21 protein-coding genes are annotated in these 21043 nt (G+C 60.7%); 10 read left to right on the top strand and 11 right to left on the bottom strand.

Features of this window, described 5'->3' with window-relative positions; all coding sequences use genetic code 11:
- Window positions 1-265: 265 nt before the first annotated feature.
- The 3 genes from recQ to HU765_RS16420 all read left to right on the top strand — a co-directional run bounded on the left by recQ (window position 266) and on the right by HU765_RS16420 (window position 4828).
- Window positions 266-2395, top strand: a complete 2130-nt coding sequence (gene recQ / locus HU765_RS16410; protein WP_186621732.1) for a DNA helicase RecQ — start codon at window positions 266-268, stop codon at window positions 2393-2395.
- Between the two features lie 132 nt (window positions 2396-2527).
- Window positions 2528-2962, top strand: coding sequence for a MarR family transcriptional regulator (locus HU765_RS16415; RefSeq protein ID WP_186621733.1), 435 nt, complete (start codon window positions 2528-2530; stop codon window positions 2960-2962).
- 126 nt (window positions 2963-3088) lie between these two features.
- Complete coding sequence (locus tag HU765_RS16420) at window positions 3089-4828, top strand: FimV/HubP family polar landmark protein (protein ID WP_186621734.1); 1740 nt, start codon at window positions 3089-3091, stop codon at window positions 4826-4828.
- 127 nt (window positions 4829-4955) lie between these two features.
- On the opposite strand, the gene HU765_RS16425 is transcribed toward HU765_RS16420, so the two are convergent.
- A complete protein-coding gene (locus tag HU765_RS16425) occupies window positions 4956-7145 on the bottom strand; it encodes a patatin-like phospholipase family protein (RefSeq protein ID WP_186550826.1) in 2190 nt (729 codons plus the stop codon).
- 70 nt (window positions 7146-7215) lie between these two features.
- On the opposite strand from HU765_RS16425, the gene HU765_RS16430 reads away from it, so the two are divergent.
- Entirely contained in the window at window positions 7216-7503 is a 288-nt protein-coding gene (locus HU765_RS16430) for a SelT/SelW/SelH family protein (protein ID WP_160768200.1), read from the top strand.
- Here HU765_RS16430 and HU765_RS16435 read toward each other — a convergent pair.
- Window positions 7497-8390, bottom strand: a complete 894-nt coding sequence (locus HU765_RS16435) for a DMT family transporter (protein WP_186621735.1) — start codon at window positions 8388-8390, stop codon at window positions 7497-7499. The genes HU765_RS16430 and HU765_RS16435 overlap by 7 nt on opposite strands.
- Window positions 8391-8671: 281 nt before the next feature.
- Here HU765_RS16435 and HU765_RS16440 point away from each other — a divergent pair, with 281 nt between their 5' ends.
- Window positions 8672-9487, top strand: coding sequence for a UDP-2,3-diacylglucosamine diphosphatase (locus HU765_RS16440; protein ID WP_186550820.1), 816 nt, complete (start codon window positions 8672-8674; stop codon window positions 9485-9487).
- Window positions 9488-9612: 125 nt separating this feature from the next.
- Here HU765_RS16440 and HU765_RS16445 read toward each other — a convergent pair whose 3' ends face one another.
- Complete coding sequence (locus HU765_RS16445) at window positions 9613-10203, bottom strand: HD domain-containing protein (protein WP_186621736.1); 591 nt, start codon at window positions 10201-10203, stop codon at window positions 9613-9615.
- A 14-nt stretch (window positions 10204-10217) separates the two neighbouring features.
- The gene (locus HU765_RS16450) at window positions 10218-10529 is read right to left on the bottom strand and encodes an Mpo1-like protein (protein WP_186621737.1); all 312 of its coding nucleotides are present in this window, start codon (window positions 10527-10529) and stop codon (window positions 10218-10220) included.
- A 166-nt stretch (window positions 10530-10695) separates the two neighbouring features.
- On the opposite strand from HU765_RS16450, the gene HU765_RS16455 reads away from it, so the two are divergent.
- Entirely contained in the window at window positions 10696-11757 is a 1062-nt protein-coding gene (locus HU765_RS16455; protein ID WP_202883675.1) for an AraC family transcriptional regulator, read from the top strand.
- On the opposite strand, the gene HU765_RS16460 is transcribed toward HU765_RS16455, so the two are convergent.
- Window positions 11714-13168, bottom strand: a complete 1455-nt coding sequence (locus HU765_RS16460; RefSeq protein ID WP_186550814.1) for a TrkH family potassium uptake protein — start codon at window positions 13166-13168, stop codon at window positions 11714-11716. The genes HU765_RS16455 and HU765_RS16460 overlap by 44 nt on opposite strands.
- A 121-nt stretch (window positions 13169-13289) precedes the next feature.
- On the opposite strand from HU765_RS16460, the gene HU765_RS16465 reads away from it, so the two are divergent.
- On the top strand, window positions 13290-13856 hold the full coding sequence (locus HU765_RS16465; RefSeq protein WP_186621738.1) for an NAD(P)H nitroreductase: 567 nt from the start codon (window positions 13290-13292) through the stop codon (window positions 13854-13856).
- 110 nt (window positions 13857-13966) lie between these two features.
- On the opposite strand, the gene HU765_RS16470 is transcribed toward HU765_RS16465, so the two are convergent.
- Window positions 13967-15307, bottom strand: a complete 1341-nt coding sequence (locus HU765_RS16470; RefSeq protein ID WP_186621740.1) for an ATP-binding protein — start codon at window positions 15305-15307, stop codon at window positions 13967-13969.
- Window positions 15308-15482: 175 nt separating this feature from the next.
- On the bottom strand, window positions 15483-15935 hold the full coding sequence (locus HU765_RS16475; protein ID WP_186550808.1) for a Spy/CpxP family protein refolding chaperone: 453 nt from the start codon (window positions 15933-15935) through the stop codon (window positions 15483-15485).
- Between the two features lie 282 nt (window positions 15936-16217).
- On the opposite strand from HU765_RS16475, the gene HU765_RS16480 reads away from it, so the two are divergent.
- Window positions 16218-16691 carry a hypothetical protein gene (locus HU765_RS16480; RefSeq protein WP_186550806.1) on the top strand — a complete coding sequence of 158 codons (474 nt, stop codon included), beginning with the start codon at window positions 16218-16220 and terminating at the stop codon, window positions 16689-16691.
- A gap of 498 nt (window positions 16692-17189) precedes the next feature.
- Here the strand turns inward: HU765_RS16480 and HU765_RS16485 are convergent, their stop codons facing one another.
- From HU765_RS16485 to HU765_RS16500, 4 genes are all read right to left on the bottom strand, one after another.
- A complete protein-coding gene (locus tag HU765_RS16485) occupies window positions 17190-17867 on the bottom strand; it encodes a response regulator transcription factor (RefSeq protein WP_016771129.1) in 678 nt (225 codons plus the stop codon).
- Window positions 17868-17874: 7 nt separating this feature from the next.
- Entirely contained in the window at window positions 17875-18285 is a 411-nt protein-coding gene (locus HU765_RS16490; RefSeq protein ID WP_039761083.1) for a translation initiation factor 2, read from the bottom strand.
- A gap of 264 nt (window positions 18286-18549) precedes the next feature.
- Window positions 18550-18849, bottom strand: a complete 300-nt coding sequence (locus tag HU765_RS16495) for a YciI family protein (RefSeq protein ID WP_186621742.1) — start codon at window positions 18847-18849, stop codon at window positions 18550-18552.
- Window position 18850: 1 nt separating this feature from the next.
- Complete coding sequence (locus tag HU765_RS16500) at window positions 18851-19447, bottom strand: septation protein A (protein WP_186550800.1); 597 nt, start codon at window positions 19445-19447, stop codon at window positions 18851-18853.
- 87 nt (window positions 19448-19534) lie between these two features.
- Here HU765_RS16500 and HU765_RS16505 point away from each other — a divergent pair, with 87 nt between their 5' ends.
- Together HU765_RS16505 and HU765_RS16510 are read left to right on the top strand one after the other, a co-directional pair.
- On the top strand, window positions 19535-20398 hold the full coding sequence (locus HU765_RS16505; protein WP_186621743.1) for a PHP domain-containing protein: 864 nt from the start codon (window positions 19535-19537) through the stop codon (window positions 20396-20398).
- A 13-nt stretch (window positions 20399-20411) separates the two neighbouring features.
- Window positions 20412-21041, top strand: coding sequence for an L-threonylcarbamoyladenylate synthase (locus HU765_RS16510; RefSeq protein WP_038363745.1), 630 nt, complete (start codon window positions 20412-20414; stop codon window positions 21039-21041).
- Window positions 21042-21043: the final 2 nt, after the last annotated feature.

Here is a 21043-nt window from a genome sequence, read left to right on the forward strand (position 1 = left end):
CGAATACGGTGGGTCAGTTGAGACAAACGTGCCTGACACGCCGCCTTCGCGAGCAGGCTCGCTCCCACAGGGTTCTGAGGCGAATTGCAGAGTGGTCTTATCAGCGGCACCCTGCGCAGTGAAGGCCTCGGGTATACTGCCGCGTTTTGCGATTCCTGCTCGCATTGTGCGTTTCATGCAATGCGTTCTTACGTTTTGTTTAAGCAGCCCCGGCTGTTCTGAACCAGCCTGAGCAGGGATGTATCGGTAGATTTTTGGAGTTTTTATGCTCGAACAGGCTCAACGCGTCCTCAAGGACATCTTCGGCTACGACAGTTTCCGTGGCCGTCAGGGTGCAATCATTGAGCGTGTGGCCAGCGGCGGTGATGCGCTGGTGCTGATGCCTACCGGTGGCGGCAAGTCCTTGTGCTTCCAGGTGCCGGCGCTGTTGCGTGAAGGTTTGGCGGTGGTGGTTTCGCCTCTGATCGCATTGATGGACGATCAGGTCGCCACCCTTGAAGAGCTGGGCGTCGCCGCTGCCGCGCTGAACTCCACGCTGAGCGCCGAGCAGCAGCGCGATCTGGCGGTGCGGATCAAGCGCGGTGAAGTGAAAATGCTCTATCTGGCGCCCGAGCGTCTGGTGCAGCCGCGCATGTTGGCGTTCCTGCAGGGCCTGGACATCGCCTTGTTCGCGATTGACGAAGCCCACTGCGTATCGCAATGGGGCCATGATTTCCGTCCGGAATACCTGCAACTGGGCCAGTTGGCCGAGATGTTTCCCAATGTGCCGCGTATCGCCCTGACGGCCACTGCCGACAAGCGCACCCGCGAAGAAATCGTTACCCGTCTGCACTTGCAGAACGCCGAGCGTTTCCTGTCCAGTTTTGACCGCCCGAACATCTTCTACCGCATCGTCCCCAAAGAGCAGCCGCGCAAGCAGTTGCTGGCGTTCCTCGCCGAGCGGCGCAGCGATGCCGGCATCGTTTATTGCCTGTCGCGCAAGAAGGTCGAGGAAGTCGCGGCGTTCCTCAGTGAGCAGGGCTTTCCGGCGCTGCCTTACCACGCCGGCCTGCCCAATGATTTGCGCGCCTATCACCAAAAGCGCTTTCTCAACGAGGAAGGCCTGATCATGGTCGCCACCGTGGCGTTCGGCATGGGTATCGACAAGCCCAACGTGCGTTTTGTCGCCCACCTCGATCTGCCGAAATCCCTTGAAGCCTATTATCAGGAAACCGGTCGCGGTGGTCGTGACGGCCTGCCGGCGGATGCGTGGATGGCCTACGGTCTGCAAGACGTGGTGATGCTCAAGCAGATGCTGCAAAACTCCGAAGGCGACGAGCGGCACAAGCGTCTGGAGCAGCACAAGCTCGACGCCATGCTCTCGCTGTGCGAAGAAACCCGCTGCCGCCGCCAGACGTTGCTGGCCTACTTCGACGAAGACATGCCTGAGCCCTGCGGCCACTGCGACAACTGCGTCGATGGCGTGCAAACCTGGGACGCGACGGAGCCGGCGCGCCAGGCGTTGTCGGCGATTTTCCGCACCGGGCAGCGCTATGGCGTCGGCCATCTGGTCGACGTGTTGCTGGGCAAGGACAACGAAAAAGTCCGCAGCTTCGGCCATCAGCATCTGTCGGTGTACGGTGTCGGCAAGGCCCTGAGCGAGAGCGAATGGCGTTCGCTGTTCCGCCAGTTGGTGGCGCGTGGGCTGGCGGATGTCGACCACGAAGGCTACGGCGGTCTGCGCCTGAACGACAGCTGCCGACCGCTGCTCAAGGGCGAAGTGAGTCTGGAGTTGCGCCGCGATCTCAAACCGCAGGTCACCGCCAAGACCACCAGCAAGAGCCCGGCCAGTCAGTTGGTGCGCGGCGAAGAGCGCGAACAGTGGGAAGCCTTGCGCGCCCTGCGGCGTAAACTGGCCGAAGAACACGGTGTGCCGCCTTACGTTATTTTTCCCGATTCGACCTTGCTGGAAATGCTCCGCAGCCAACCGACCTCGCTGGCGGAAATGGCCCGGGTCAGCGGTGTTGGCGCGCGCAAGCTGGAGCGCTACGGCGAGGCCTTCCTCGAAGTGCTCGGCGGCGAGGTGGAGGCGCCGAAGGTGGTGGCCGACGTACGCCACGAGCTGATTACCCTGGCCCGCGCCGGGATGACGCCGATGCAGATCGCCGGGCAGTTGCAGTGCTCGGAGAAGAACGTTTACAGCATGCTCGCCGAGGCCATCGGCAAGCAGCAGCTGTCGCTGGAGCAGGCGCTGGACTTGCCTGAAGAGCTGATGGGTGAGGTGCAGGACGCGTTTCTCGATGGGGAGGGCGAGTTGCCCCCGGTCGCCGAAATTGCAGAGCTGTTCGCCGGGAGGGTGCCCGAGGGTGTGCTTTATTGTGTGCGGGCGGCGTTGCAGTCTGAATTTGAGATGTGAGACGGCGTTTGCGCCAAGCCCTGTGCAGTTGTAACGATTCAGTACAGAGCGTCTCTTGCCTATAACTGCCGCTCATGCTTAGCTGACTAATAATTAGATTTTCCGTATTTTCAGTCTAACCGTGAGTGTTTTATGCCGTTAACCGATCAACACCGCTTTGGCATGCAACTGGCCCAGATGTCCCGTGGCTGGCGTGCCGAACTGGACCGGCGCCTTGCTGGCCTCGGGCTGTCCCAGGCGCGCTGGCTGGTGCTGCTGCACCTGGCGCGCTTTGAAGAAGCGCCGACCCAACGTGAACTGGCGCAGAGTGTCGGCGTCGAAGGCCCGACTCTGGCACGCTTGCTCGATAGTCTTGAAAGCCAGGGGCTGGTGCAACGCCAGTCCGTGCTCGAAGACCGCCGGGCGAAAAAAATAGTCCTGTGCGCACCTGCGCTGCCGTTGATCGAACAAATTGAAACCATTGCCACACAGCTGCGCCACGAATTGTTCGATGGCGTCGACGAGGCGGATTTAAAGGTGTGCATGCGCGTTCACGGGCACATTCTGGCCAATCTGGAAAAATCCTGAGGCATAACACCGCACCGGTTTTTTGAGGGATCGCGCTGAGCAGACTATAAGAACTACTGGGCAATATCGTGTTCGTACCGGATGTACGAACGCCTGGAAACCGGTTTTGCTTATTAAGGGATGCCCATGCTTGCAAGTCGGCACGTGCTGCGCGAGGGCGCCAAATGGCTGCTGTTCGCGGGCGTATTCAGCTATTCGACCTGGTCGATGGCGTTGGGGTTGGGCGAAATAACGGTTCACTCAGCCCTCAATCAGCCGTTCAAGGCCGACATCGCGTTGGTCGATGTCGGCACTTTGACGCAGAACGATCTCTCGGCCAGCCTGGCCTCGGCGGATGAATTCGGCCGGGCGGGCGTCGAGCGCGTGTTCTTTCTCAACGATCTCAGGTTCACGCCGATTCTGCGTGGCAAGCGCCAGATGATCCGGGTGACGTCTCGTAAACCGGTCAGCGAACCGTTTTTGAGTTTCCTTGTGCAACTCGACCAGCCCAATGGCCGCCTGTTGCGCGAATACACCGTGCTGATTGACCCGCCGGGTTCGCCCGGTATCGTGCCGGCCAGCGATGAGCCGGATCCGCCGATGCAGACTTCCGGGTTTCCTGCGGTCGAACCCGCTACAGCGAAGCCCCAGGCGGCACAGGGCAAGCGTGAAGCCGCGCCCGCGTCGCCGCCATCGACAACGACTCCCGCCAACGATGGCCTGGCCGAGCAACTGGCCGCCAGTGTGTTGCTGAATCAACAACTGCAGAAAACCGTGGATGAACAGAACGCGAGGTTGCAGGCACAGGAGGCGCAGATTGCCGACGGCAGGAAGCAGGTCAGTGACTTGCAAACCCGTCTGGCGGAATTGCAACAACCGCCGCCAGCGCCCGTCGCGCCGCCGATTGCATCGCCGCCAGCGCTTGCACCTGCTGCCGAGCCTGAGGGCGGTGTGAACTGGCCACTGCTCGCCGGCCTATTGTTGGCGCTCGGGGCGCTGGGCGCGTTGTTCGTGCAGCGCCGGCGCCAGCAAGCAGAGCAAACGGGCGAGCCGCTGACGCTATTGCCGCAGGGGCCCGAGCCTGACGCCGACCCCGTCGACGCTGCCGCGCCCGTCACCGCCAACGTGACGCCCGACCCCCGCGAAGAGCCGGGCGCGGGTGACGTACTCGAAGCCGTGGGCATTTATCTGGCTTACGGAAGACTCGGGGAAGCCGCCGGGCTGTTACGCGATGCCTTGCAAAAGGAGCCGGAGCGCATTGACCTCGGCCTGCAATTACTCGAAGTGTACGGTCGTCAGGGCGACAGCGCCGCCTATGATCAGCAGGAAAGCCGTTTGCGCGAACTGGGTGTCGAGGACCGGCAACTTCAGGAAGCACGCGGTCGCCATGCCAAACTGGTCAGCACTGCCGCATTGGCGCCGGTGGTGGCGCTCGCCCCCGACGGTGCTTCCGTTCCAACAGCCCCTGAAGATGATTTCGAGCTGAATCTGGGTGAGCTGTCGATGGATGCCAATTGGGATCTGGAAGCGAGTAAAGAAACGCCCGTTCCGCCCGTGGCGGACGAAAACGTCTCACTGTCAGACCTGCAAGTATTGCCCGAGGGTTTCGACCTGGGAGAGGTGGCTAGCAAGGACGACGTGGAACTCGAATGGTTCTCCGAGCCGGACGCGCAGCCGCTGGATGATGACTTTCTCAATGAGTTCGATGATTCGCAGCGACCTCTGATGGGGGAGCCGGCCGCTGGTTCGGAAAAGCTGGAGCAGGCGCAAACCTGCATCGATGACGGCAATATCGACAGTGCGATTGCCTTGCTCACTGAATTGCTCAAGGAGGGCGACGAGCCTTTGAAGCAAACGGCGCGGACGTTGTTGGCGGGGATTCGCTGAGAACCGATTGTTGGTGGCGTGTCTGGAACCGCTATCGCGAGCAGGCTCACTCCTACAATGGATCTGTGAACACCATTCAAATGTAGGAGTGAGCCTGCTCGCGATGGCTGATTGCGAAGCGACGTGATTAAAAGGTCTGCCCCAGATTCAGATACACCGCCTGCTCATCCGCATCATTGAGTCCATAGCTGAAGTTCAACGGCCCCAACGGCGTGTCGAAACCGATAAACACGCTGGCTGCGTTGATGTAGCCGCTGTCGAATTCATTGTCGTTGTTCCACGCCCGGCCGCGTTCCAGCGAAGCACCGGCGTACAGCGGGAAGTCCAGTGGCAGGTACGATCGCGGAGTCAGCCGACGGTAATACACGGCGCGCATCAGGCTGACGTTCTGCCCGGAAATGGCGTCTTCGCGAAAGCCTGACAACTGCCGCGCACCGCCGAGCAGGAAGCTCGATGTCACCACATTCGCGTCATCCAGCGTGCGGCCGTAGCGCCCACCCAGAATCAGCGTGTCCGGGCCATGGCTCATGGCTTTGTCGAGTTTGAATTCCCACTGCCGGTAACGTGTGTCGGAACCCAGGCCCGGCTCGAACTGCGCAAAGGTCAGGCTGACGTCCTTGCCCTCATGAGGGAAATACACGTTGTCCAGCGAATCGTAAGAGTACTTCAGCGAGTAAAAACCCTCGTTGAAGCTTTCGCTCGGCAGGTCCTGATCACCAATGCGCACGTCAGCCTTGCCCCAGGCCTGACCGACGCCGAAGCGCACTTCGCCGTTGTTTCCGATCTGGCGGCCGAGGTTGAGGCCGAAGCCATAGCGCTCGACGCGATACTGCGCGACCGGATCGTTATCAAGCACTGAATCGACATTCTGTGCTTCAAACGCGGCATAGGGCGCGACGAAATAGCGCGAACCGACGTCCAGCGGCTGATAAAACTCGCTGTACAGTTCCTGTTTGTCGCCAATCTGCGCGCGGGTCAGCCATTCGGCGCCGAGGCGGTTGATACCGTTGACGCGATAGCTGGCGCCGAGATTGAAAGCGCTGTCGCCGCGCATGTCGTCTGACAGGTTCAGGCCAACTCGCAGGTAGTCGGTGCCGCTGCGTTTGCCGCGCGCGCTGATGACCAGCGTGTGATCCTGACCCTTGTGCACCACGCGGTATTGCACCTGCTCGAAATAGTCGAGGCCGTACAGGGTGCCCATGTCCGAGTGCAAGCGGCTCAGGTCCAGCGGCTCACCGACGGGCTGGCGGATGTAATAGCGAATCACGTCATCGTCGACTTTCGAATCGTTTTCGACACGGATCGCGGTAATGACCGGCGTCCGTTGGCCTGGCGAGCGGGCGGCGTTGAGTTCGGCATCCTGGGATTCGTCGGGCTTGAGCTGAGCCAGGCGTGCGTCGAGAATTCGGGTGGCGCGGTAGCCGGCGTCGATCATTTCCTGGGCTTTGCCGAAATCGGTCACGCCAAACGCTGCCAGCGCCGGCTGGATCAGCACGTCGGTGGGTTTAAGAGTGGCCAACTGTTCTTCAGAGTTGCTGCGGGTCATCAGGGTGATTGACTGATTCAGCACATCGACCACGGTGCTCAATTGTTTGCGGTTGCGCAGCGGCGTGCCGATGTCGACGACGATGGCGATGTCGACGCCCATTTCCCGCGCGACATCCAGAGGGATGTTGTCGGTCATGCCGCCGTCCACCAGCAGGCGGCCGTTGAGTTCAACTGGGGCGAACACTGCCGGGATCGACATGCTGGCACGGATCACCTGGGGCAGATGACCTTTGCGAAACACCACTTTCTCGCCGTTGGCAATGTCCGTCGCCACGGCGCGGAACGGAATGGGCAGCTTGTCGAAATCCCGGGTGTCGCTGGTATGCGCCAAGAGGCTCTCAAGCAACAGCGCCAGGTTCTGGCCCTGAATCACCCCCAACGGCAGGCCGAGGCTGCCGTCGTCGCGAAAGCTGAGTTTCTGTTTGACCAGAAAGTCGCGGTCGTCCTGCTTGCGTCGAAACGGCACGTCTTCTCGGGGCGGGGCGTCGGACAAGGCGGCTTGCCAGTCGATGTTCAGCGCGAGTTTTTCGAGTTCATCGATCTGATAGCCCGAGGCGTAGAGTCCGCCGACCACCGCGCCCATGCTGGTGCCGGCGATTGCATCGATCTTGATGCCTTGCTCTTCCAGGGCCTTGAGCACGCCAATGTGCGCCAGCCCGCGCGCCGCGCCACCGGACAACACCAGGCCGACTTTCGGTCGCGGCGTTTCACTGGCGTAAACCAACACGGGAAGCAAACCAAGCAGCAGGCAGAACAGCAAACGGCGCATTGTGAGTCTCGGGGCGAGCGGTAAAGCCGGCTATTATAGCGGCGCCCTCTGTCTCATGAGTCCAGCGAACATGACTGTCGCCAAAGCAGAAGTTGTTATCACCTATTGCACCCAATGCCAGTGGCTGCTGCGCGCCGCGTGGCTGGCGCAGGAGTTGCTCAGCACGTTTGCCGATGATCTCGGCAAAGTCTCACTGGTGCCCGGCACCGGCGGGGTATTTCACATCACCTGCGCGGGTGTGCAGATCTGGGAGCGCAAGGCCGATGGCGGTTTCCCCGAAGCCAAAGTGTTGAAACAGCGGGTTCGCGATCAGATTGATCCTGACCGTGATCTTGGGCACAACGACCGCGCTCAGTGAGATGCAGCTTCGGCTGCGACGGTTTTCTTGTTGGCCGAGCCTGACATCCGCGCCGACACCACGATGGCGATGATGATCAACGCGCCACCGATGAGCATGCGCAGCGTCGGGGTTTCACTGAACAGCAACCAGGCGATGGTGATGCCGTAGACCGGCTCCATGGCGAACACCACCGCCGCCGTGCGCGCCTTGATCACCGCGAGACTGGCGACGAACAGACTGTGCGCCACGCCGGTGCAGAACACCCCGAGCAGAGCGATCCACAGCCAATCCAAAGCGCGGACCTCACTCAGTTGTGGCGCTGCGACCGGCAACAGACACAACGCGACCACCACGTTCTGGCACAGCGCCGCCTGCACCGCCGGGATGCGCCCTGAGCTGGCGCGATTGGTCAGCGACAGCAGGGAAAACAGCAGGCCGGACAGCACCGCCCAGAGCAAACCGACGGTCGCGCCACTGCCCAGGTCGAACGCTGGCGTCACCAGCACCAGCCCGAGGCTCACCAGCACCACCAGCACGATTTCATTGGCGCGGATGCGCTCACGGAAAATCAGCCCTTCGAGAATCACCGTAAAGGCCGGGAAACTGGCAAAGCCCAACGTGGCGATGGCGACACCGGCAATCTTCACCGAGACGAAAAAACTCACCCAGTGTCCGGCCAGCAACACGCCGCTGAGCCCCAGGCGCCGCCAGTCCACCGCTTGCAGTTTTTGCCAGCCGTTCTGGCTGGCGAAACGGGCGAAGAAAGCCAGCGCGAGCACGGCAAACGCGGCGCGGCCGAAGACGATAACTGCCGGCGACGCGGCGGCGAGTTTGCCGAACACACCGGTCAGGCCGAACATCAAAGCGCCGATATGCAGGGCGCCGAGGGCGGTACGCGGAGTCATTGCAATCCTTGATCCAGACACAGTTTTGATCGTTCCCAGGCGCCGCAAAGGAATGCCTCCAGGGACGCTCTGCGTCCAATGACGCGGAGCGTCACGGCTGCATGCAGGAGCATGGGAACGATCATCAAAAGAGCGCCAGTCTAAAGCGCTGGCGCCGTCGCGTCTGTCATCCGAATCCTCATTTTGTGAACGATGTGCGCTGTCACACGACTGACGCACGCCTGTCACGGTCGATTAACCGGACGCGCGCAAGCTGGCGAAAACATCGCAGAGGGTTGCCCATGACCAGCGCCGAGCTCGCCAGACCCAGCCGCAAACAACGGGTGCGAACCCTGTGGATCTCCGACGTGCACCTGGGCACGCGCGATTGCCAGGCCGAGCATTTATCGCAGTTTCTCAAGGGCTACCACGCCGACAAGATCTACCTGGTCGGCGACATCATCGACGGCTGGAAACTGCGCGGCGGCATGTACTGGCCGCAGGCACACACCAATGTCATCCGCCGTCTGCTGACCATGAGCAAGCGCGGCACCGAGGTCATTTACGTCACCGGCAACCACGATGAATTTCTAAGACGCTATTCGAAGCTGATTCTGGGCAATATCCAGTTGGTCGACGAGGCGGTGCATGTCACGGCAGATGGCCGGCATTTGCTGGTGATTCACGGCGATCAGTTCGACGTGATCACCCGTTATCACCGCTGGCTGGCCTTTCTCGGCGACTCCGCCTATGAGTTCACCCTGACCCTCAATCGCTGGCTCAATCACTGGCGGGCGCGGTATGGCTATGGGTACTGGTCGTTGTCGGCGTACCTCAAGCACAAGGTCAAGACGGCGGTGAGTTTCATCAGTGATTTTGAGGAAGCCATCGCCCATGAATGCGTGAAGCGTGGACTGCATGGGGTGGTTTGCGGACACATTCACCATGCCGAAATCCGCAAGGTGGGCGAGGTCGATTACCTCAACTGCGGCGATTGGGTGGAGTCGTGCACGGCGCTGATCGAGCATTGGGATGGCACGATCGAGTTGTATCGGCTGGCGGATGCGCAGGCTCGCGAGGCGCAGTTGAAAGCGGCCAGGGTTGCCGAAATCGCCTGATCCACACAGATCCAGATGTGGGAGCGGGCTTGCTCGCGAATTCGCTGTGTCAGACAAGGAAATATCAACTGACACACTGCTTTCGCGAGCAAGCCCGCTCCCACATTTCTTCATCTGCGGTGTGCTCAGGCCGGGCTGTGTTGCTCCATCGCCGCCTTGTAAATCGAGTTCTTCGGCTGCGCAAACAGCCGCTCCATCATCGGCTCGAAAAAGCTCAGCGGCAGGCTGTGGTAATCCGGATCAAACGCCGCCGCATCGTATTTGGCGCAAAACTCGGCCGTCGCTTGAAACTGCGGATGGTCCTTGAACTGCTCGCGCAGGTGCCGATCCATGCCCAGGTGATGAAAGAAGTAGTACCCCTGAAATATCCCGTGCTTCTCGACCATCCACAGATTTTCGGCGCTGACAAACGGCTTGAGAATCGCCGCAGCAATGTCCGGGTGGTTGTAGGAGCCGAGGGTGTCCCCGATGTCGTGCAGCAGCGCGCAAACCACATACTCCTCGTCGCGGCCATCACGAAAGGCACGGGTCGCGGTTTGCAACGAGTGGGTCAGGCGATCCACGGGGAAACCACCGAAGTCGCCTTCGAGCAATTTCAAATGAGTGATGATCCGCGCCGGCAGCTGTCTGGCATAGGCGCTGAAGTCGGCGGCGATGATCGCCCAGTCTTCCTCGGTGCCGTCCTTCATATGGGTAAAGCGGGCAGTCGCATTCACGGGCAGAGCCTCCTTCAGAACGCTACGCGACCCAGAATCATGTCGCGGTACATGACAAAGTCACCGAGCAGGCTGTACAGCGGATGCTGGAAAGTCGCCGGTCGGTTCTTTTCAAAGAAGAAATGCCCGATCCAGGCAAAGCTGTAGCCGGCCAGTGGCAAGGCCAGCAACAGCAGCCACGCGCCTTTGGCGACGGTCAGGGCGAGGATGAAAATCACCAGGCTGGTGCCGATGAAATGCAAGCGCCGACAGGTGCTGTTGCTGTGTTCGCTGAGGTAATACGGGTAGAACTCAGCGAAGCTGTTGAAACGCTTTACGTTTTCCACGACTGCGATCTCTGTGGTTATTGTTCTGGCGACGAGTTGTGCGGCGGGTAGCTTATTTGAGTCTAGAGTGATCATGAGGGTGGGCCAGTGACAATCGGCGCCACTTTAGTATCCTTTGCAAATCGGCTCGCAAGATGCAGCCCATCATGTAAAAGAATAAGACGCCATGAGCGAACGAACGACTTCTGCAAGCTGGGCGATGGGGATTGTCAAAGCGCTGGAGATGGACGGCCTGGATTGCCGGGTTCTGTTCAAGCAACTGGGGCTCGATTACGCAGCGCTGGATGATCCGGACGCGCGCTTCCCGCAAGACTCCATGACCCGACTCTGGCAACGCGCGGTCGACTTGTCCGGTAACCCGGCGATCGGCCTGAACATGGGCAAGGTGGTGCGACCGGCCTCGTTTCATGTCGCCGGCTATGCGCTCATGTCGAGCAACACTCTGGCCGAAGGCTTTCAACGGCTGGTGCGTTATCAGCGCATCATCGCCGAAAGTGCCGACCTGAGTTTTCGTTTGCTCGATGAAGGGTATGGCCTGATCCTGACGGTTCACGGCGATCATCTGCCGCCGACCCGGCAAAGTGCCGAAGCGTCACTGGCCTGCGCCCTGGCGCTTTGCGGCTGGCTGAGCGGGCGCACGCTGCACCCGGTGAAAGTCTTGATGCAGGGCGATGAACCGGCTGACCTGGAGCCTTACAAGCTAGCCTTCCATGCACCGATGACCTTCAGCGCGCCGTACGATGCACTGATTTTCGAACGGGCCGACATGGAGGCGCCGCTGCCAACGGCCAATGAGGCGATGGCGCTGTTGCACGACCGTTTTGCCGGGGAATACCTGGCGCGGTTTTCCGAAAGCCGCGTGACCCACAAGGCGCGACAGGTGCTTTGTCGGCTGCTGCCTCAGGGCGAACCCAAGCGCGATACCGTGGCGCAGACCTTGCACCTGTCCCAGCGCACTCTGCAGCGACGCTTGCAAGAGGAGGGCACGAGTTTTCAGCAGTTGCTCGATGACACCCGACGTGAACTGGCCGAGCAGTATCTGGCGCAGCCGGGCATGACCTTGCTGGAAATTGCCTACCTGCTGGGGTTCGCCGATCCGAGCAATTTCTTCCGTGCCTTTCGCCGCTGGTTCAACACCACGCCCGGCGATTACCGGACGCGGCTGTTGCAGGCGCCGGGCACGATCAATGACGCCAGAACGCCGGAATACACAGCACAAACACGGTAATGATCTCCAGTCGCCCGAGCAGCATGCCGAACGACAGGATCCACTTGGCCGCATCCGGCAGCGTGGCGAAGTTGCCCGCCGGGCCGATGGTTTCGCCCAGACCCGGGCCGACGCCGGAGACGGTGCTGGCGGCGCCGGTCAATGCCGTCATCCAGTCCACGCCGAGCAGCGACAGCAACAGGGCGATCACGCAGATGGTGATGGCGAAGAAAAACGAAAAGGTCAGAATCGAGCGCACGATTTCTTCGTCGAGGCGGTGGCCGTTGTACTTCTGCTTGATCACCGCGCGCGGGTGAATCAGTTGGTTAAGGTTGGCCTTGAGCAGGATATAGGCGACCTGGAAACGGAAAATCTTGATCCCGCCCGCGGTCGATCCCGAGCAGCCGCCGACAAAGCCCAGATAGAAGAACAGCATCAGCGAGAAATTGCCCCACAGGCTGTAATCGCCCAGGGCAAACCCGGTGGTGGTGACCACCGAAGTCACGTTCAGCGCCACATGCCGCAGCGCCTCCAGCCAATGCAGTTGGGTGGTCCACCAGTACCAGGTGCCGAGCACCAGCCAGGTCACCAGCAGCATCGCCAGCAAACCCTGTACCTGTTGATCCCTGATCAGCGCCTTGCGGTTGCCGCGCAGCGTCGCCACGTACAGCGTGAACGGCAGGCTGCCGAGGATCATGATGACAATCGCCACCCAGTGCACCGCCGGTTGCGTCCATTTTGCCAGCGACTGGTCGGACGTTGAGAACCCGCCCGTGGAGATGGCCGACATCGCGTGGTTGATCGCATCGAACGGGCTCATCCCCGCCCACCAGAACGCCAGGCTGCCGAGAATGGTAATGCCGACATATGCCGCCACGATCAGCCGCGCCACCATGTGCGAGCGCGGCATGACTTTTTCCGAGCGGTCCGAGGATTCGGTCTGGAACAGGCGCATGCCACCGATGCGCAACAGCGGCAGAATCGCTACCGCCATACCGATAAAGCCGATGCCGCCGATCCAGTGCAACAACGAACGCCACATCAGGATGCCGGGCGACATGTTGTCGAGGCCGTTGAGCACTGTCGCCCCGGTGGCGGTGATGCCGGACATGCTTTCGAAAAATGAATCGGTGTAGCTGATGTGCTGGGTCAGCAGAAACGGCAGCGCGGCGAAGATACACACCACCAGCCAACTGCTGACGGTCAGCAGATACATGTCCCGCGGGCGCAGGTGGATGTGTTCGGGTCTGCCGGGAATCACCAGGGCCAGGCCGGCGACGAAGGTGATCATGCTCGCCCAGAGGAACGACGGCAGATCGCTGGTGCGCTCGAAAATCACCAGGGTGGCCATCGGCACGACCATGGCGACAGCCAGGGTGATCAGGAAGATGCCGATGATAAAACCAATGATCCGTAAGGTCGGCAACGCCATGGAGTCCGCTCGGGCTGATGTGGGAAGGGCGCCATTCTACCTGTGGGGCAGGGCATGTAAACCGGCAGGCGGTGCGCAGTTAAAGCTAGAATAGCCGCACATTTTTTTCAGGAGGTGGCCGATGCAGGCTCTCGACGCGTTGCTCAACCGTGTTTCCGTTCCCCGACTGGTCGAACCGGCCCCGACTGCCGAGCAGCGCGAAGCCCTGTTCCGGGCGGCCATGCGTGCACCGGATCACGGCCACTTGCAGCCGTATCGCTTTCTGACCGTCGAAGGCGCGGCGCGTGAGCAGATGGGCGAGTTGCTGGCCGAGGCTGCGCAAATGCAGGAAGGCGAAGTCACCGAAGCGATGATCGACAAGGCCCGCAACGGCCCGTTGCGTGCGCCGCTGGTGGTCGTGGTGATCGCCAGATTGCAGGAACACGTCAAATATCCGAAGGCCGAGCAACTGCTGGCCGCCGGGTGCGCGGCTCACGGGATCCTGCTGGCGGCGTATGCACAGGGGATTGGCGCGGTGTGGCGTACGGGCGAGCTGGCGTACTCAAAGCATGTCGCCAATGGCTTGGGGCTGGCAGCAGACGAGGAGGTGATTGCGTTTCTGTACCTCGGCACGCCGCAGAAGGAGCCGCGCGTGGCGGAGAAGGTCGACCTGACGCAATTCGTCAGCGCCTGGCCCGGTAACGCCTGACCCCGATTATCAAATGTAGGAGCGAGCCTGCTCGCGAAAGCGGTGTCAGTCGTCATATTCGTTGACTGACACACCGCTTTCGCGAGCAGGCTCGCTCCCACATTTTTGCTTCAGGGCTGGGGCACGACTCCCGGCACCAGCGGCAATTCCAGACTCGCCACAAACCCGCCCTGCGGATGATTGGCCAGCGTCAGGGTGCCTCCATGCCGCTCCGCCGCCCGCTTGGCAATCGCCAGTCCCAACCCGTGGCCGGCCGCCGTTTGCCCCGGCGCCCGATAGAACGGCTCGCCCAACTGACTCAGATGCTCGGCCTGCACCCCGGGCCCGTGGTCGCGCACGCTGATGACCATCCGCTCGCCCTGGCGTGAGGCCTGCAGTTCAATCGGCTGATCCGGCGGGTTGAAACGCTGGGCATTGCGCAGCAAGTTGTCAACGGCGCGTTCGATCATCGTCGGCCAGCCCTTGAGGTTCAGTTGCGGCTCGGCATTGAGTTGCACAACCTGTTCCGGCGACGCCAGTTGTGCGTCCTTCTGCAGCGTGGCGAGGAGCGCGTTCAAATCCACGTCTTCGGCGCTGGCATTGTCGGCATCGACCCGCGCCAGCACCAGAATTTCACTGATCAGCGCTTCAAGCCGATCACACTCGCGAGTCAGTCGTGGCCAGAGCTTTTCGCGTTCTTCAGGATTGGCCCGTTCCGCCAACGCCAAGGCAATGCGCAGGCGCGCCAGTGGTGAGCGCAATTCATGGGACACGTCGCGCAGCAACTGGCGCTGACTGCTGATCAGGCTTTGCAAGCGCGCGCCCATGCGGTTGAAGTCGGTAGCGAGTACGCCGAACTCATCACGGCGGTTGGCCAGTTTCGCCAGGCTGTTCTGCTGATACGTGGTTTGCCCCAGGTCATGCACCGCGCCGCGCAGACGGCTGAGCGGGCGGGTAATGGAGAGGGTCACCAGCAAGCTGAACAGGGTCAGTACCACCAAGGCGATGCCGAGTGCACTCAGCGGCCAGAGCAGGCTTTCGCGGTGCCACGAATCAAGCTCCGGATGCGGGATGCGATAAATGAACAAATAAGTGTCACCGGTTTTTGCACTGGTGAACTCGTCGGTCAAACGCCGCCATGGCAGGCGGCGGTCATCGTTATTCTGCCGCGCTTCGAAGGCAGCGGCGCGACGCGGGAAGGTGCCGCGGACCACCGGATCGCCGGTTTCGTTGAGCACCTGAACATCGATGTGGTACTGGCGTTTTCGTTGTTCGAGGATGTCTTGCGCGGCGTCTTCGCCCTGGGTTTCGTAGGTTTGCGTCCACTGCGCGGCGAGTGTGTTGAGGCCCGGATGGCGGCTGAGAATCCACGCGTCCTGGTTGAGCATGTGCCCGAGCAGAATCGACAGCCCGGCTACCAGAGCGATGGCCAGCCAGAAGCTTGCGAGAATTCGCCAGAACAGTGAACGCACAGAAACTCCTCAGACAACACAAAAACCATTGTAGGAGTGAGCCTGCTCGCGATAACGGTGGGTCAGTCAATTAATGCTTATCTGACACACCGCTATCGCGAGCAGGCTCACTCCTACATCTGGATCGGTGGAAACAGGCCCGACGGGGTGAGCCGTCGGGCCTAGGGTTAACGCATTATTGCGCCTTTTGTGCCTGCTGCGCTTTCCAGGCCTTGAACTCGGCCCATTCGGCGCGGCGTTCGGCGCGTTTCTTCTGGATCTCGTCGAACTGCTTCTGTTGCTCCGGCTTCAGCAGCCCACGCACCTCGGACTCGGCTTTCTTGTGGTTGGCCGCGATCTCGTCCTTCATGGCTTTCTGGTCGGCCGGCGAGAGCTTTTCCAGGTACTTGTCGACCACTTGCTTACGCTCGTGCATCTGCTCGCCCATGATCTTGCGGATCTGCTCGCGTTGTTCGCGGGACAGGTCGAGCTGGCTGTACGGGCCTTTGCCGTGCATGCCGCCGTGCATCTGACCGCCGTGGCGCGGGCCGTCAAGCGGACCACCCAGCGGGCCGCCATCCTGCGGCATGGCCATGGCCACGGTTGGCAGAGCGGCAGCGAACATCAGAGCGATAAGAGTCTTGCGCATGGTGTATCTCCTTGTCTCGTTCCCGGTACGTTCCGGATGAGTGCAGATTACGCAGATCAAGGTCAGCGGCGGTCAGGGCAGCGTAAAGCTTCGGTAAAGACGCTTCGTTCCCGAGCTGACACATATCCTGTGCAGGAGCTGCCGAACGCTGCGATCTTTTGGATAATGCAAAGACACAGATTGTGATTGCTCTTCGACAACATCGTCGCTCAACGAAGAACAAAAAAGGCGTCGTCAGCACGTTTTGCCCCGCCTTCAAACCAGCGAGCACCGAGACTCCCTATGACAAATAAAACGTTTACAAGGCAACTCGGCCCATGGCTGGTGGCAGCTCTATCGGTCAATGCGATTTTTTTGGCTTTACTGATTCTTGATCATAGTTCGGAGGGGCACGACATGAAGATGATCAAAACTAAAGAACCATTGCTGATCGAAGGCCCAAATGGCGATGAGAATTACTATTTACTGCCGATGGGTACTACGCTATATCACGATAAAAGCTTTCCAGAAGGGCATGATCGTTATGTTGTGTACCTCAACCATAAAGGTACGATTGCTCACGAAGAAGTACCCATGAAACCTGAGTATGGCGGTTCGTTCATTGGTCCGCTCTGGCTGGCAAATGTTGATGCGGATATTTTGAAAGAAATTTTCAAGCGTTTTCCACTTTCCAAAAAAGACATCGCTGCCGCCATCAAGGCTAATGAGATAACCAAGGACGATTTGGCCGACATTATTCGTTCGATGCCCGACTGACCCCCTGAAGAACTACCGAAGGCAGCGATCTTCAAGCTGTGGAACGCGGAGCGTCCCCGGCTGCACTCCTTTGCGGCGTGTGGGAACGATCAGAAAAATCCAAAGCCAACCGCCTGCATCTAACCACTCACACAGTGAGCGCCAGCTCGCGCGCTGTTGATCTTGTTTCACCAGCGACGTCGGAAGGCTTCGTTGCGGGATTGATCCGGGCGTGGGAGCGCAGCGACCGTTCGACGAAGTCGAACACAGCGGGAGGAGGTGCAGCGAAGCAAACCGGAGACGCTGCACCCGGATCAGTCCCGCAGCGAAGGAACCCGAGCTTGCGAGGGCCGAACGCAGGAGCAAGCCTTTTGGGTTACCTTTTTGGCGTTTGAAAAAGGTGACCCGCTGTAAGAGCGGAACCTTAAGCAGCCGTTACCGCAGCAACGGATATATACGCAAAAAACTCGACCAAACGAACCCATCGCCAGCCGGCTCGCACAAGTGAAGTGCGCTGGTTCAAAGGCTGTAGTAGTAACCCCGACTACGCAGCGCAACGATGCGCGGGCGGCCGTCGGGGTGGGGGCCGATCTTTTTGCGCAGGTTGCTGACGTGCATGTCGAGGCTGCGGTCGTACAGGGTCAGCTTGCGGCCGAGGGCCAGTTGCGCCAGCTCCTGCTTGTCCAGCGGCTCGCCGGGCTGCTTGAGCAGGGCTTCGAGCAGGCGGCTCTCGGATACCGTCAGGGTCAGTTCTTTTTCGTCGATGCTGACCACGCCACGCACCGGGCTGAAACTCAAATCACCCAGCTCAAGCTGCGTCGACACGGCGGCCGGGTGGCTGCGGCGCAATACGGCGCGCAGGCGGGCGGTCAGTTCGCGTGGGTCGCAGGGTTTGGCCAGATAATCGTCGGCGCCCAGTTCGAGGCCGAGGATACGGTCCAGCGGTTCGCCACGTGCTGAAAGCATCAGCACCGGCAGGTCGGCGTGGTCGTTGCGCAATTGCTTGAGCAGTTCCAGACCGCTGCCGTCGGGCAGCATCACGTCCAGCACCACCGCCGCGGGGGCGGTTTCGGCCAAGGCCTTGCGGGCGCTCTGGCCATCGTGGCAGGCGCGCACCTGGAAGCCTTCCTGGCTCAACCAGCTACTCAGGAGTTCACACAACTCCTGGTCATCATCAATCAGTAACAGCTCGCTCATGACTCACTCAATTTAGCCACTGCCGACGTTTTCGGCTTGCACCACTGGCAAAGATACCGCAGAGCAGCGCCAATAGCGCTACTCCAGCGCCAGTGACGAACCACTGCTGCTGATCGGTCAGCAGACGCGGCAACGGACTCGCCTGGGCTTCCTTGAGTTGCAGCTTCAAGCGCTGATTCTCTTGGCGCAGCCGGGCGAGTTGGGCGCTTTCGCGGGTGTTGTCGGCATTTTGCAGTTGTTTGTTCAGTTCTTCGCGTTGCTGCTCGCTGGCCTTGAGGCGCTGCTGCAACTCGGTGATCTGACTGCCGGCACTCAGCGACAATGGCGTGGAGCTGCCACCCTCGGTGGTTTCCTCACCATGGGCGGGCGCCATGATCGACAACGTGAGCAACATCAGACACAACGGACCCTTGCGCATCGCGACACCTGTTTCCAAATGGATATTGGGCAGGTTGTCGGCAGGCAAACGAGAATAATGAGCGATTGAGAGGGCGATGAACCGAGAAGGTTCAGTGCTGCGAGTCATGCAGAGGGATGGCACATGTTGAAACTGTGGCGAGGGAGCTTGCTCCCGCGGGACTGCGCAGCAGTCCCACTGCTTTTGAGTTGAAAAAGCGGGGGGCGCTTCGCTCCCCAGCGGGACGGTGCGACGATTCGACAAGCTCCCTCGCCACAGTGGGGATTACGGTAAGACTTGTTTGAAAGGCTTGACGATCACGTTGGCGTAGACGCCCGCGGCGATATACGGATCGGCGTCAGCCCAGGCTTGTGCGGCGTTCAGCGAATCGAATTCGGCAACGATCAGGCTGCCGGTGAACCCCGCTGCGCCCGGATCATTGCTGTCGACGGCCGGGTGCGGGCCGGCCAGGACGATGCGGCCTTCGCCCTTGAGTGCTTGCAGGCGCTCCAGATGCGCCGGGCGTGCAGCCAGGCGTGCTTCGAGCGAGTTGGCGACGTCGGTGGCAATGATGGCGTAGAGCATGTCAGTCCTCGGTTTTTGGTGTTGTAGTGTCCGCGTCGTGCAGGTGACGAGACAGGTAGATGCCTTGCGCGACCAGGAACAGCACCGTCATGCCCAGACTGCCGAACACCTTGAAGTCGACCCAGATGCTCTGGAAGGTGAAGGCAACGAACAGGTTGGCCGCCCCGCAGAACAGGAAAAAGCCGATCCAGGCGATGTTCAGGCGCGTCCACACCGGGTCCGGCAATGTCAGCGCGTGGCCCATGATGCGCTTGATCAGCAGGCGGTCACCGATGAAGTGGCTGCCGATGAAGGCCGCGGCGAACAGCCAGTTGACCACCGGCGCTTTCCATTTCAGGAAGGTTTCGCTGTGAAAGGCCAGCGTCAGGCTGCCGAACACCAGGCAGGCAATCAGCGTCAGCCATTGGCTCTTTTCCAGCTTGCGCTGTTTGATGAACAGCGCGCCGTACACCACCAGAGAACTGATGATCAGCATCGCCGTAGCGCTGTAGATTCCGCCTACGGTCACTTCATGCCCGGCGATGTCGACGACCCGAGGGTCAAGTTTGTAAACGATGAAGAACAGCAGAAGCGGGATGAAATCGATGAATTGTTTCACAGTGAGAGCCAGAAGCTGGATGTGTCGGCATAATAACAAACATATGGGCGCGCGATAGCGCCGGCTGATTTGAGGTTACAACTCCCCGTGAATGTTGATTTGCACTGCCACAGCACGGCCTCCGACGGCGCCCTGGCGCCCGCGGTACTGGTTGCGCGTGCGTTCGAGAACGGCGTGCGAGTCTTGTCCCTGACCGACCATGACACCCTCGAAGGCCTCGCCGAAGCGCGTACGGCCGCCAACGAGCTGGGCATGCAACTGGTCAATGGCGTCGAATTGTCTTGCACCTGGGGCGGGGCGACCATTCATGTGCTGGGCTACGGTTTCGACGTCAACGCTGCACCGCTGGTTGAGGCCATCGCCAAATTGCACGATGGCCGCTGGCTACGGTCGGAAGAAATAAGCCGCAAGCTCGCCCTCAAGGGCATGCCCGGTGCCCTTGAGGGCGCCCGACAGGTCCAGCAGGAACTGGGCGACAGCGGCAACGCGCCGGCCCGCCCGCATTTCGCCGACTGGATGGTGCGTGAAGGTTACGTAAAGGATCGCGCCGAGGCGTTTCGCAAATGGCTCGGCGCCGGCAAGCTCGGCGACGTCAAGCTGCATTGGCCGACCCTGGAAGACACCGTTGGCACGCTGCGCGCCGCGGGCGCCTGGGTCAGCCTGGCACATCCCTGGCACTACGATTTCACTCGCAGCAAGCGCCGGAAGCTGATTGCCGACTATATTCAAGCAGGCGGGCATGCGATCGAGGTGGTTAACGGACATCAGCCCGCAGAACAGGTGGGCAGCCTGGCGATCCTTGCCCGTGAGTTCGGTCTGCTGGTCAGCGCCGGCAGTGACTTCCATGGCCCTGGCGGCTGGTCCGAGATCGGCCAGTACCGGCCGGTTCCCGAGGACCTTCCACCCCTGTGGTGTCGGTTCAAACATGACACAGATATTGCCGCCGTCTGAACAGGTAGAGAACGTGAGTCAATTTTTCCAGATACATCCGGAAAACCCGCAAGCGCGCCTGATCAAACAGGCGGTAGAGATCATCCGCAAGGGCGGGGTGGTGGTTTATCCCACGGACTCGTCCTACGCCATCGGTTGCCAGATCGGCGACAAGACCGCCATCGAGCGTGTACGCCGCCTGCGCCAGCTCGATGAAAAGCACAACTTCGCGCTGATCTGCAGCGACCTGTCGCAACTGGGTAACTATGCCAAGATCGACACCGGCACCTTCCGTATCCTGAAGGCGCATCTGCCGGGGCCTTACACCTTCATTCTCAACGCTACCCGTGAAGTGCCGCGTCTGTTGCTGCATCCGAAGAAACGCACGATCGGCCTGCGCGTGCCAAGCCATCCGATTGCCCTGGCGCTGTTGGCCGAACTCGGCGAGCCGCTGATGAGCGTGACCCTGATCATGCCCGGCGACGAAGACCCGCTCAGCGATCCGTACGAAATGCGCCAGTTGCTTGAGCACCAAGTGGACTTGATCGTCGACGGCGGCTTCGGCGGTATCAAGGCCTCGACGGTCATCGATCTGACCGGCGACGACCCGGAAGTGGTCCGTGTCGGTTGCGGCGATCCGACGCCGTTCATGGTCGAGGCCTGAAT

Source organism: Pseudomonas sp. SWRI81 (assembly GCF_014268545.1).
GTDB lineage: Bacteria > Pseudomonadota > Gammaproteobacteria > Pseudomonadales > Pseudomonadaceae > Aquipseudomonas > Aquipseudomonas hamedanensis.